At 42.7% G+C, this 12,495-nt stretch carries 10 protein-coding genes and 1 pseudogene; 3 read left to right on the top strand and 8 right to left on the bottom strand.

The features are described from left to right. The 8 genes and pseudogenes from DP117_RS30530 to DP117_RS30495 all read right to left on the bottom strand — a co-directional run. A pseudogene (locus DP117_RS30530) lies at window positions 1-1,125 on the bottom strand (ATP-binding protein); the annotation flags it as partial. A 415-nt stretch (window positions 1,126-1,540) separates the two neighbouring features. Beyond that, window positions 1,541-2,854, bottom strand: coding sequence for a DUF4255 domain-containing protein (locus DP117_RS30525; protein ID WP_169221948.1), 1,314 nt, complete (start codon window positions 2,852-2,854; stop codon window positions 1,541-1,543). Next, window positions 2,851-3,726, bottom strand: coding sequence for a hypothetical protein (locus tag DP117_RS30520; protein WP_169221947.1), 876 nt, complete (start codon window positions 3,724-3,726; stop codon window positions 2,851-2,853). The genes DP117_RS30525 and DP117_RS30520 overlap by 4 nt, the downstream gene beginning before the upstream one ends. After that, the gene (locus DP117_RS30515; RefSeq protein WP_169221946.1) at window positions 3,723-4,475 is read right to left on the bottom strand and encodes a phage baseplate protein; all 753 of its coding nucleotides are present in this window, start codon (window positions 4,473-4,475) and stop codon (window positions 3,723-3,725) included. The genes DP117_RS30520 and DP117_RS30515 overlap by 4 nt, the downstream gene beginning before the upstream one ends. A gap of 67 nt (window positions 4,476-4,542) precedes the next feature. Next, window positions 4,543-5,070 carry a phage tail protein gene (locus tag DP117_RS30510; protein WP_169221945.1) on the bottom strand — a complete coding sequence of 176 codons (528 nt, stop codon included), beginning with the start codon at window positions 5,068-5,070 and terminating at the stop codon, window positions 4,543-4,545. Between the two features lie 61 nt (window positions 5,071-5,131). Continuing rightward, complete coding sequence (locus DP117_RS30505) at window positions 5,132-6,961, bottom strand: phage tail sheath C-terminal domain-containing protein (RefSeq protein ID WP_169221944.1); 1,830 nt, start codon at window positions 6,959-6,961, stop codon at window positions 5,132-5,134. Window positions 6,962-7,577: 616 nt separating this feature from the next. Further along, the gene (locus tag DP117_RS30500) at window positions 7,578-8,513 is read right to left on the bottom strand and encodes a tyrosine-type recombinase/integrase (protein ID WP_169221943.1); all 936 of its coding nucleotides are present in this window, start codon (window positions 8,511-8,513) and stop codon (window positions 7,578-7,580) included. 291 nt (window positions 8,514-8,804) lie between these two features. Further along, window positions 8,805-9,362: a hypothetical protein gene (locus DP117_RS30495; protein ID WP_169221942.1), complete on the bottom strand. Its 558-nt coding sequence runs from the start codon at window positions 9,360-9,362 to the stop codon at window positions 8,805-8,807. A 227-nt stretch (window positions 9,363-9,589) separates the two neighbouring features. Between DP117_RS30495 and DP117_RS30490 the strand changes: the two genes are divergently transcribed. From DP117_RS30490 to DP117_RS30480, 3 genes are all read left to right on the top strand, one after another. Further along, on the top strand, window positions 9,590-10,840 hold the full coding sequence (locus DP117_RS30490; protein WP_169221941.1) for an ATP-binding protein: 1,251 nt from the start codon (window positions 9,590-9,592) through the stop codon (window positions 10,838-10,840). Next, window positions 10,837-11,418, top strand: coding sequence for a hypothetical protein (locus DP117_RS30485; protein ID WP_169221940.1), 582 nt, complete (start codon window positions 10,837-10,839; stop codon window positions 11,416-11,418). The genes DP117_RS30490 and DP117_RS30485 overlap by 4 nt, the downstream gene beginning before the upstream one ends. 268 nt (window positions 11,419-11,686) lie before the next feature. Further along, on the top strand, window positions 11,687-12,495 hold an 809-nt coding region (locus DP117_RS30480; protein WP_169221939.1), incomplete at its 3' end, for an RNA-guided endonuclease TnpB family protein.

The following is a 12,495-nucleotide window of genomic DNA, read 5'->3' as shown; positions in this document are numbered from 1 at the left end:
CCATCCCCCATTCCCAATTCTCCTAACCTGATTACAAACGTCATAAATTGCCGATGCACTGAGGCTGAATTGAGAGACTAATGTATCTAATTGTCCGTTAACTTCATCAGCTAAATCGCCCAAAGCTTTTTCCCACAAATTTTTTTGTTCGCTAACACTGAGCTTATTTACATATAAACGTATTATTGAGCGCCTGCGGTTACGTAGGGATTCGTTGCAGGTAATGAGTAACAGGCTTTGGAGATTTTCGACAAAGGGGAGAATTGTCTGCATTTCGCCTAGGGAATCCTCCCATTCTAGAAGCAAGGCGCTATGACTGAGGATTGCTTCTCTCTCCCACAGACGAGTCAAAGCTTCCCGTTCAGTTATAGATTGGGGAATGTCTCTAGCTTGGAGGACATGGAGTTGCATTCCCAGTGTCGCACATGCTATTGATGCGATCGCCCATTTGCCATCGGGTTCATCACCGCATAATTGAATAACTGGGGGTTGCTTTGCGGGATTCTCAGACCAAATTTTGGCTATGTGTTCAGCTAGTTGGTAATGTGATGGTGGAAGTTGACTGGAAGAGGGTAGTGATTCGATTAGCCCAATCAAGCGATCGTCCAAGTAGGAAACTCCTGTTAGATAATGCAACACCCGCTCATCAATCCGCAGTCGGCTTTGGGTAAGGCTGTCACCTGCTGCAATTTCAATCAATCGCCAACGGCGTAAGGGTGCGACTGGTGCTAAACAACTCCAGTCAGCTTCTGGAAACACAGCCAACACCAAGCTAAAAGTCGGATAGGTGAATTGGGGATGTCCTTGTGCTGTTGCACACAGTTGTGCTAGGGAACCACTCAATTCTACTCCTGCACACAATAATAAAATTTGACGCTCAAAAGTTGTCAGTCCAAAAGCATTACATAGTGTGACCAGTGCTGGCGGATATTCCCACTCAGTAGACACAAATAAATTCTTCGTGTCTTCGCCTTCTTTATCTCCAGAGGGAATCCCACCCATCCCCGTGTTACTCTCAGCAGTACCTTGCGATCGCGCGATGTACTGTTGTAAGTTAATACGTACCTCAGCTAAGGCTTGAGCAAGGTATTCTTGGTTGATTTGTTGCCAGGAATGGGTAACCATTTTTGAAGTTAAAAGTTAAAAGTTAAAAGGCAAAAGAAAGAAGATTAGGACTTACGCAAAAACTCTCTAAAACTCTTATTCCTTTGTGTCCTTTGCGTCCTTGGTGAGTCCAGCCCCCGTCTTGGCGGCTTCCGTCACGATGGGGGACTGGCGAACCCGAAGGGCGGTTCGTTTTTTCATAAATTTGCGTAAGTCCTGAAGATGTTGGGAGCATCCTAAATGTGTAAATTTCTTTTTTTGTAGTGCGAGCCGGAATGCTCGCTTGTCAGAACAAGTAAAAATTCAAAGGGATGTAGGGGAATAGGGAACCCACGCTTACTTTTTTAGAACCGCCTAAATTTCTCTTGATATTTCTCTTGATAGTTCTTTCTTTTTACTTTTATCTTTTTACTTTTTACTTGCTTAACTGTTGTGTTCATGTGGGAATTACCAGTTGCGGTGTACCTGTATAACGATTGAAGTTAGGACTGTTGGGGTCTGTATTCACATCTGGTAGACTTTCTGCACCATCTACCTGCACTCGTACTAGGTAACTTCTGGGGTTGACATCCCGAATCACAAATTCGATGGATTTCGTGTTACTAGTTCTGGAAGTTGCACGAAAGCTATAACTTTTTGCAGGAGGCGGATTTGCGACTGATGTCCACTCATTCAGTAGTAAGATAACGCGCTGCGACTGTCCGACAATTGGAGTTAACTCGATAGTGACGGTTCTATATGTACCTTTAGCATCAGTTAGCACAGATGAAAGTGTCATTTTGTATGTACCATCTGGATTTTTATCAATAGTTGGACGTAAGATAAAAGCTGCCACATTTGACTCAAATCCCTGGTGCGGATCGGCGGGAGTGTCAAAGTAAAGGGGATGGACTACCTGAACTGTATTTACCCCAGATGGCAAATTGCTAGGAACTGTTACCTCTAAGGTGTGATCGCTCACACTTCCTGGATTCACTACTCTAGTATTAAATTTGACTACCACTCCTTCTGCCTTCAGGTTTTCTCCTGAAATTGTCAGTATACTCTCTGATGTGACTATGTTGGGTGATACATCTGTAATTTGGGGTTGATGGAAAGGCAACACACGCAAGTTAGTTTGACGTACCGGTAGCGCTGACTTAGTGGAACGGCGGCTTTCAATCAATACGACTGATGCTTGATAAGCTGCTGTTGCTCGATAATTGGTTTGCTGAAAAGTCGCCCATAGTCTGGACATTTCCTCTGTGCTGAGGGATTCTGGAGTGATTTTGATTTGCTCAATCTGTTCCTCCAGTCCCGCAGTTGCCAAAATCTTGAGAGTTGCTGCCAAATCTGGATCGGAGACTGGTATTGATGGATTTAATGCATTACGAATTGCTGTTCTGGTTAAAACGGGCATTTCATGTAATAATTGCATTCCGTAGCCCAGTAAAATATCACAATAAAAGTCCCGCTTGCCGTAAGCAGTCAGGAGATAGTGGAGATTTACTGCTAAAGGTGGGTTACTGGTGCGATCGCCATTGCTATCCCGCGAAGGTAACCCTACATTTCGCCAGCCTTGATTGGGTGTAACATGGTATAAAAACAAGTTGAGTTGGCTTGCCTCTGATGTACCTGTAGTTATTCTGTCTGGAGGTAGGGCTGTTACTGTAACATCACCCAAGCTGGTTAAGTCAAAGTTCTTGAGACTGTTGTTCAGCAAGTCTTTAATAACTGCAGTAACAGCTGCGATGGCGAGAGCAGTACTCATATCTTGCCAACCTTGCGCGATTTCAGATAGTCATCTAGTGATAGCTTCGGTGCTGGTGGTGTCCGAGTTGTTTGCTTTGGTGCTGGTGGTGTGACGGCTCGTACATCAATGCGCCCAATAGTTACCTGAATGGTGGGTGGGGGTGATGGGGTGTTGCCTGAAGAGCCGGGATGATAAAATGTACTCATATTGGATGCATAAATCTTAGTATCATCGTCTGTTAAGTTGGGAGACTGATGCTCTTGGTGAGATGCCTGACTGACCTCTCTCCACCCTGCTAAAGTTTTATCTGGGCGAACAACAATTGAGCTTTTCTTAATAAGAGGAGTTTGCAGAGGTGGAGAGAGGCTTTCAGTTTCTCCGTTCTCTTGCAGGAGAGAAGTTGCGTACGGGGGTTTTGGAGGAGGATTTCCCTCCTGAGCAGACTCTCCGTCCCGTTGAGCAAACTTCAGGAAAGAAGGTTGAAGATTGGGTCTAGATTTCGCTAACAACATCTCAGACTGTGGAGAATTATCTGCTATTTCTGAAAGAGGAACTTTTCTTGACTGAGTATTGGGCGTTGGAGATGAAAAAGTTGGTATGGAAGATGTGGAAAATTCTTCATTTTCCCCCTCTCCTGATATTGATGTCTCCGTTTTTTTCGGGATATTGTTGTATTTTTTTGGTTCCGTTTTGGGTAACACTAGCTGAGAGTGTTTTTTCTCAGTTGTCTTTTCTTCTTGCTTCTCAGATGTGAGAAATTCTGTCTCTACAAGGGGAATAGAGTTTTCACTGACTGCGGTATATGATTCAAACAATGATGCTAATCGGGGTTGAAGAACTGGTACTAAATTTAAGCTCCTCGCTGCCAAATGACTGAGATAATCGTTCATACGCCCACCATCTCCAGATAAAACTGTCTTCGTTGCGGATTCATCGCTAAAATATCAGCTTCACGCCAACCGTAGGTGCTGGCGAGGGTATGGACTTCTCGTAGGGTGCGATATGCCCAAGCATTAATCTCACTCCACAAAAACGATACTATATCGAAAGTCGCTTGCCACTGATGATTACAAGCCGGACAGCAAAGGACAAGTTGTACATTTGCTTGCGGATCGGCTTCTACCATCTTCGCCACCACTGCATTTTGTAAATCTGGTGATAAGTCGCTGGTAGAGACTTCTAAACTCTGACTTTCAACTTTGAGCAGACAGCGTTCCAGTAAAAATATTCGCATTGCTTCGATATCTTGATTCTCAGGGTAGCAGCTAGCTGTTTGCATTGCCATTAAATCCCAACTGTTAGGTAGACGGAACTGCACCTGATAATCTGCAACATTGAGTGATAGTACTTCTACAGTTTCTGCATCTGTTGAGACTCTAACATCTGCAATATTAAACGTCAGTTCTAACCTTTCACCACACTGGGGACAGGTAGCTAAACTGACTATCTGTGAGCCAAATAACCATTCCCGCAAAGTGAGTAGATAAGTATCACGCTGACCAACACTGAGTTTTCCGAGTAACTGAGTTGAGGTTTCGGGACAAGCAGCTGCTAAAAGTAGCAATGCTCGTTGCACAGGTGGCTGGTTTAGCCCTTGCTCCCAGACTTGTAATAGTTCTTGTGGTGACAAAGTACGCATAGGAAATCAATTATCAGTTATCAGTTGTCAGTTAATACTTTTCACTGTGTACTGATAACTTACGGTATTACACTGGTGGTTCGACAAAACTGGGTTCAGTCGGTTCGGGGACTTCGTAATCTCTCTCCCAACCTTCATTTTCCAACTTAATGTTTTGAATAGCGATCGCATTGGCATTGGCATCAAAATCAGGTAGTGCTTGATACTCTGATACCCAACAACGGTAGATTTTGTAGGCGATCGCTAACTGACCCGCTTCGTTATAAACTTCCAAAATAATATCTTTGCGAAAGTCTTTGAGAGAAACTTCTGCACCCAATCCAGAACCATAATTCCAAACTTTATTTGCCCACTTTTCAAACTCGGTATCGTGGGTGACACCACGTTCTAGCGTAATAGCTTCATATTCAGTACGACCAGGGGATTTCCGAGAAGAACTGGGGTCACCTCCTTCTCGATGTTTAACAACTTCTGTAGTTTTTTTAAGCGCACCAACTTTGCTAATTCCCGCTACATAGCGCCCATCCCACTTTACCCGGAATTTGAAGTTTTTATATGGGTCAAAGCGCTGGGCATTCACACTAAATTGAGCCATAATTTTCTCCTTTTGCAACTCACATCAATTTGAGAGATGATTTATTGAGTAACCACCAACATTAAGTAGTTATTTGACCAGCTAATTGTTGAATTTTGATAATGACAAATTCAGCGGGTTTAAGTGGAGCAAAACCAACCAGAATATTCACAATTCCCAAATTAATATCATTTTGAGTTGTGGTTTCTTTGTCGCATTTAACTAGATAAGCTTCACGGGGTGTCTTACCCTGAAACGCTCCTTGACGAAAGAGATTATTCATGAAAGCCCCTACATTGAGGCGAATTTGCGCCCACAACGGCTCATCATTGGGTTCAAAGACTACCCATTTTAATCCTCGATAAAGACTTTCTTCGATAAATAGAGCAGTCCGACGCACTGGAACATATTTCCACTCTGAAGCTAGGCGGTCATCTCCTTGAAGAGTACGTGCTCCCCAGATCACTCGTCCAGCTGCGGGAAAGCTTCGCAAACAGTTAATACCTAGGGGATTCAATTCTCCATTTTCTGGGTCTGTTAGAGGAACTTCTAATTGTGGCACTCCTACTAAGGTAGCATCTAAACCGGCTGGTGCTTTCCACACACCACGCTGGGCATCTGTTCTCGACATCACACCCGCCACTGCACCGCAAGGAACAAAGGCTTCTACTTGATTATCCCGTAGAGGATTGGGTTGTAGCAGACGTGGAAAATAAAGGGCGGCATTTTTGCTATTAGTACCAACAGCAGCTACTCCTGTACTTGTGCCATCTCCTTTAGCAGCGTTTTTACTCTTCCAAGTGCTAGGCGGATCTACCAAGAGCATAGCACGGCGTTCTTGACAGTATGTAGCTGCAGTATCCCACAGTGTTGTCGGTGTAATATCTTGGTCGAAGCTATAAGGAGGTATACACAGCAGGTTAAATAAGTCTGCTTGTTCTAGAGCATAAATACCCTGCTTGTTGACTCTGCTGCCACTGTATTCACTGATTGTCAAAGTCTGTCCATCAGAAGCTTGGTCTGTACTCTGCACTCCAGTAGAGTTGGTATTGGAAAAGGAATCTCCTCCTGGAGGCACAGTTGGACTAGTTCCTGGTCGGGTAGTAGGTAATGTCCCTCGCACACGCACCAGTTGTGATTCTTGCTCTAAAACTTTATTTACCTGTCGGGGATGTCCTGCTTGCACGGAGAGGTTACGAAAAACTTCGATTTGTCCAGTACCTGTATCTTTTATGCTGAGGTTAAATAGATTTGCTGCATCTTCTCCTTTCACATCATGATCAATGCGAGCACGCAGTTTATTGCCCCAACTACCTTCGTTAGCAGCTTCTAAGTTCAAGGTATTAACTGACAGACGTGCCTTAGTAATTGGTGCCGCTTGACCAACCGCAGCAGTGGCGGCTTCACCTACAGAGTTTGCTGTTGCACCTGCCAAAGCTTCTGCCACCTCAGCTGCTTTAGCAACTGTGTCAGCTGCACTTTTGCGCGGTTCAGTACTGTTTTCTGCCAGATTTGCTTGATTGCGGGCTGCATCTTTCACTGAAGTGGGGGTTGCTCCCACTACTGCGGCTGCTGCTATCGCTGCACCTGCCACATCCTGAGCGGCATCTAGTGCCTGAGTACGGTCTGCTTCTGTCGCAAAATAAGGGCGAAATAGACGCACAATAATTCCTTGACTACCTCCATTGAGATAAAAATCCCGAACAGCATAACTCACAGTACTTTTCAGAGATAACCCACCATAAATGCGCTCAAAATCACCAAAGCTATTAATCGTAATTGCTTGATTTACGGGACCCCGTAAGGTGCTGCCAATGAAAGCAGTTATTGAGGTTGCGACTCCTGTAATAGTACGTACACCACTGGGAACTTCTTCTATATAAACACCAGGATAGGTAGGAGAGATGGGCATAGTCAATTCCTCTTGTTTTCGATTTTAAGAATTGGGCATTTTTTATCAATTGCTCATCTGGTTTTGTTTCCGATCAACTTATAATCGGAATTTTACAGGTTAAATATTTGGGGTTAACGTTGCTGAATTCATATGAAGCTGTAACTATAAAAACTGGATATTTGCGAATTTGCTGAACCTTCTGTAAGTCTAGTCTGCTTTTAAGGTGAGACATTGTGTTTGTTATCTTTAATGAAGTTTTTTTGAGAATGTTTAATATTTCAATACCATTAATTAAATTCTTAAACAGAAAACCTTGCACTTACTTGAGTAGAATTTTTCTATTCAGTCAATCAAGTTACTACATTCCTAATGTCAAGGTATCAAATTTAAGAAATACTTTTGAAATCTGAAATATTTTGACTTAATTTGTTAAATAATTTGATTTTAAGAAAAATTTAGCTGATTCCGTTCCAACCTTCCAGAATCAGCACCTGTTACTTTGTTCCAAGTTTCCGGCTATATTTGTCTTGTAATGGCAGCTTGCGCTGATTTGGTTCTACTTGCCAACGTTTCCACCGCCACAGATGCTACTTGAGCTAGTGCTTCTGTGGAAAGTAATCGTATCAAACAGTCGCTACAAATCCATCAACTCCAACGCACTACTTTCATGTGGACGCGCCCGCAAATATCGGTCCGTAACCGACAAATCACTATGTCCCAACGTATCGCGTATCAACACTGGATTCACCTTACGTTCAGCAGCATGGCTCCCGTGCGCGTGCCGTAACCAATGACAGCTAATCTTCTCATCTAACCCTGCCTCTTGGACAATCGCCTTAATAATCGGATGAAGATTTTGTCGTTCTAAATGTCCACCCTTTTGGCTTGTAAAAACAGCATCATAGGACTTGACATTATCCCCTTTAAATGCCATCAACTCAGCCCACAGTTTCGGTTTCAGCAAAATACTGCGACTTTTATTCCCCTTCCCCTCACGCACGTAAACTTGTCCACTGTCACCCCTAGCAGTTAAATCACCCCACGTCAGGTGACACAACTCATTGGCACGCAACCCCGCCGCATACAACAATTTAATGATCAACACATTACGACGGGCAATTTCTTGACGCTTCGGAGTTTTTGCACGCTCACAAAGTTTTTGGGCAGCACGCACCAATAATTTCACATCCGCCTCATCAATATACCGAGAGTTAATTGCGTCAGGCATTTCGCCCAATTTCAACGCCATCCCAACATTAAACGGTAAATAACCAATTTGATGAGCAAACGAAATCAAACTCTTAACTGCTGCAAGATGAATACGCCGCGTACTCTCACTATGGCGCGTAAACGTAGTTTTATACTCAACCAAATCTTCATAAGTCACATTTTTGAGTGGCTTTTTCCGTAAAAACGCCAAAAAACGCTTGATATAGCACCGGTATGCCACCATCGACGACTGCGCCTTCCCATCCAACCATAACGCCACTAGCTTCGCCTCTGCAGCAGGAGTAGGAAGCTGTGCGATGGACGCACGATAATGAGAAATGTGGACAAGCGATCGCGTCATAATTGAAGCACGCTAGATAATAATACAAAAATTAAGTTTGGTCTGATGTTAAGATGTCTGATTTTTATTGTCCCGCTTTTTGGTACTATAAAAATATGCTAATTAAATTTGTTAAGAGCAACGCAACATAATAAATTTTACGTGCGGATATATTTTCAGGAAATATAGTATACAAGCAATTTGACCACGAGTAGCACTCACTTTGGTTTTTGGCACAAATGAATGCATCAAAATTGCCATTAGTCAAGTAATGGTTTGCATTTCTTTGTAATTATTGGGGAAATATATTCTCTAGCGTTGGGGGTGGTACAGTCCGTCCCTTGCTTTCCATTCCCAAGCAATACTCATAGGATCGCGGTTCCGGGACCAACTGGTAAATTCTTTAACGCTCTTGTTTTCTCTTTCAGCGACGAGACCTTGAGCTGTGACACCAAGTCTTTGGGCAAGGCTTTCGTTTGTCCTAGGCTGTAGTTCAACTTGTGTTTGTTGGTACGGGTAAGCAAGTCTTCGCGGTTTAGTGTTGTGACTTAATTTCCCAGAGGCAATTGCCCGTTCGATTAACTCTAGCTTCTTAGTAATAACTTCTAGTTTTGTTTCTACCGAAGAACCAAGAGCTGCAAGATGGGATTCCAGTTTCAAAAGCCTCTCTTCTAGCTGTTTGACTGATTTATTGCCTGCTGTTACATCGATATCATTATTGATATCGAAATTTGACATTAGTTCTTCTAAGGCTTGCAGCAAGGCAATTGTATGACCCTGCCTGTGTAGTTTTGAGAGTCGCCGAACCACCCCAATGAGTGGAACGGGCACACGAATCATCTCGCTTGGTGGGGATTTTTGGTCTGGCATTTGATATCATTATTGATATCGACAAGCTGATTATAAAAGGTTTGGCAAAATATAGTAATTTACTGAGTATTAATTGTGTCCATATTTTTCAAAATTGTTACATATCAACACAATTTGCGAGTGTACTTTGATGTCACCAAAACAATTGGAACAGGGATTAAAGCAAGCGTTGACCGAAGCGGGCTATGATTTCAGGGATAAAATTATTCACCTCAGTTGAAGGAGCCATGCTTACAAAACTGCGTCTGGAACGATTTAAAAATTTCAAAGATGCCGAACTCATTCTCGGTGCCTTGACCCTTTTAGTAGGGACAAATGCCTCTGGAAAAAGCAATATTCGGGATGCCTTTCGCTTTCTTCATGGTATTTCTCGTAATTACAACCTAGCTGAAATTTTTGGTGAAAAATGGATTGAAGGAGGCGTTCTTCAATGGCGGGGTATTCGCGGCGGGACGCGAGAAGTCACTTTTATCGATGAATCCACTTTTGCACTAGCAGTTTCATTTACCTTGTCAAAAAATGATTCCTCACAAGAAGCAACTTATCGGATTGAGGTGAATCCTGGTGCAAGTGGTAAAGCCCCTACTGTTATTGCTGAAAGTCTCACAATTGCAGGGCAATCTGATAGCGTTTTTGAAGCGCAATCTTATCAGGAGTCAGGGCAGAATAATTTCTCCGTGAAAGTAGAGGGTGTAACTCCTTTTGACCCAATTTTATCTTATACCAATTATCGCCCTGTGCTTTCACAAATTGCAGCGGCAATTCCATCACCATCAGTGAGAGAAACAGCCCTAGCTGCAATGTCCGCCCTAAGTTCAATGCGGTTTTTAGATTTAAGCCCAGATGCCATGCGACTACCTTCCTTGCCAGGACAAACAGTCTTGGGAGACAGGGGTGAAAACCTATCTTCTGTACTGCAAGAAATTTGTGAAAACCCTGAAACTAAACAAGCACTTCTCCAATGGGTACAAGAACTTACCCCAATGGATGCTAAAGATTTTGAGTTTCCTGCTGATTTTACTGGAAAAATATTGCTTCAATTAATTGAAGAAAATGGTCAAACAACATCTGCTATTAGTGCATCAGATGGGACATTACGTTTTCTAGCAATGATAGCTGCTTTACTAGGACAAGAACCAGCAAGATTCTATTTTTTTGAAGAACTGGACAACGGCATTCACCCCACCCGCTTACACCTACTTCTCGAACTTATCGAGCGCAAAGTTTCTCAAGGAACAATCCAAATTGTAGCAACTACTCACTCACCACAGTTGCTCAGACTTTTAAATCCGCAATCATTAGAATATGCCTCATTAACCTATCGCTTTTGGGATAAACCTGATGCACATATAAAACGCATTGTTGACATTCCAGAAGCACGACGTGTTATCAATGAGCAAGACTTGGCACGTCTCCATGAATCTGGATGGTTGGAAGATGCAGTGGAATTTCTGGAAGACGAGGAAACAAACGAATGAATGTACTTGTGATTCCAGAAGATTTTCGTAAAGACCAGTATATGCTTAAGCCGATAATTACGGCGATGATGGAAGCATTAGGAAAACCGAAAACTAAGGTCAGAGTTTGTCAAGATCCACTTTTAGGAGGTATCAGTGAGGCTCTCAAATGGGAACGGATTTCAGAAATTATTGAGCGTTACAAAGGTATGGTTAACTTGTTCCTACTTTGCGTAGACCGGGATGGAAAAGAAGGAAGAAGAGGGATGCTTGATAAAATTGAGCAACAAGCAGCAAATATTTTAACTGGTAATAGGTTACTTTTAGCAGAAAACGCTTGGCAGGAAATTGAGGTTTGGGTTTTAGCAGGTCATGATTTACCTGCTGATTGGAACTGGCAATTCATCCGCAATGAAATTAATCCTAAAGAAACTTACTTTCTTCCTTTTGCTGCACAACGAAATGTTTTAGATGCTCCTGGTGAAGGACGAAAGTTACTGGCTCAAGAAGCAGCGCGACGATACAGCCGAATTCGCCAACTATGTCCCGAAGATATCGGTGTTCTCGAAAACCGAATTAACTCTTACATAGCAGAATAAAGCATGAGCAGACCGTTACATAGCAATCCACTCTGATACTTTGGCTTGTTGACTATTCACCTTAAACTTCCATCGGATATTTCGCCATCATTTCTTCAATTTTAACGCAGTTCGGCGGAATTCCCCATCCCTATGCGCGGGTGGGGTGCATCACGCCGGAAAATAGCGAGGTACATCCTTTAGGGATGTCCGAGTTATTTTCATTTCTACAAGTTTTATCACTAATTATATATCGTGATATAATACAGGAACAAAGGAGGTGATATAAGTGTTGTACAAAGCAATCCAAGTCCGTCTATACCCCGACAAACAGCAGCAGATACTGCTAGCTCAAACATTTGGGTGTGCACGCTTCTGGTGGAATTATGCTTTAAATCAATCAATTGAAGCATACAAAGAAACCGGGAAAGGCTTGGGGCGTTCAGCACTTAATGCACTTTTACCAGCATTGAAAAAAGCAGAAGAAACGCAGTGGTTAAAAGAGTGTTACAGCCAAGTTTTGCAAGCTACGACACTAAACCTAACTACTGCTTACAAGAACTTCTTTGATAAACGGGCTGGTTTTCCTAAATTCAAATCAAAACACGGCAAGCAGTCAATCCAATATCCACAATACGTAAAAGTAGTTAATGGAAATGTGAAACTTCCGGGTAGTGTAGGCGAAGTCAAAGCCAAAATACACCGCCCAATTGAAGGAACTATAAAGACTGTTACCGTCTGCAAAACACCAAGTGGTAAATATTTTGCATCTATATTAACCGAGACAGAAGGGGATAATCCTACTGGTTGTGAAGGTAAGATTTACGGTATTGATTTAGGCTTGAAACACTTTGCTGTTGTAACTGATGGCGAAAAAGTTTCAAAGTATGATAATCCAAAACATCTTGCCAAGCATGAGAAAAACCTGAAGCGTAAGCAACAGAAGTTAGCTCGTAAGCAGAAAAGTAGCTCTTCTCGGTTCAGATATAAAAAAGTTGCTGCCAAAGTATACGAACGAGTTAGCAATTCGCGGCAAGATTTTTTACATAAACTTAGTTATAAGTTGGTCAGCGATAGTCAAGCTGTCATAGTAGAAAA

Origin of the sequence: Brasilonema sp. UFV-L1 (assembly GCF_012912105.1) — a bacterium.
In the GTDB taxonomy this organism is placed as follows: Bacteria; Cyanobacteriota; Cyanobacteriia; order Cyanobacteriales; family Nostocaceae; genus Brasilonema.
This window is presented reverse-complemented; position numbering and strand designations above follow the sequence as displayed.

What these genes read in the sequence shown, in the direction of transcription:
- DP117_RS30510 (WP_169221945.1), bottom strand. Translation starts at nt 5,070, where the DNA reads ATGGCTCAATTTAGTGTGAATGCCCAGCGCTTTGACCCATATAAAAAC.
- DP117_RS30490 (WP_169221941.1), top strand. Translation starts at nt 9,590, where the DNA reads ATGCTTACAAAACTGCGTCTGGAACGATTTAAAAATTTCAAAGATGCC.
- DP117_RS30505 (WP_169221944.1), bottom strand. Translation starts at nt 6,961, where the DNA reads ATGCCCATCTCTCCTACCTATCCTGGTGTTTATATAGAAGAAGTTCCC.
- DP117_RS30515 (WP_169221946.1), bottom strand. Translation starts at nt 4,475, where the DNA reads ATGCGTACTTTGTCACCACAAGAACTATTACAAGTCTGGGAGCAAGGG.
- DP117_RS30485 (WP_169221940.1), top strand. Translation starts at nt 10,837, where the DNA reads ATGAATGTACTTGTGATTCCAGAAGATTTTCGTAAAGACCAGTATATG.
- DP117_RS30500 (WP_169221943.1), bottom strand. Translation starts at nt 8,513, where the DNA reads ATGACGCGATCGCTTGTCCACATTTCTCATTATCGTGCGTCCATCGCA.
- DP117_RS30495 (WP_169221942.1), bottom strand. Translation starts at nt 9,362, where the DNA reads ATGCCAGACCAAAAATCCCCACCAAGCGAGATGATTCGTGTGCCCGTT.
- DP117_RS30520 (WP_169221947.1), bottom strand. Translation starts at nt 3,726, where the DNA reads ATGAACGATTATCTCAGTCATTTGGCAGCGAGGAGCTTAAATTTAGTA.
- DP117_RS30525 (WP_169221948.1), bottom strand. Translation starts at nt 2,854, where the DNA reads ATGAGTACTGCTCTCGCCATCGCAGCTGTTACTGCAGTTATTAAAGAC.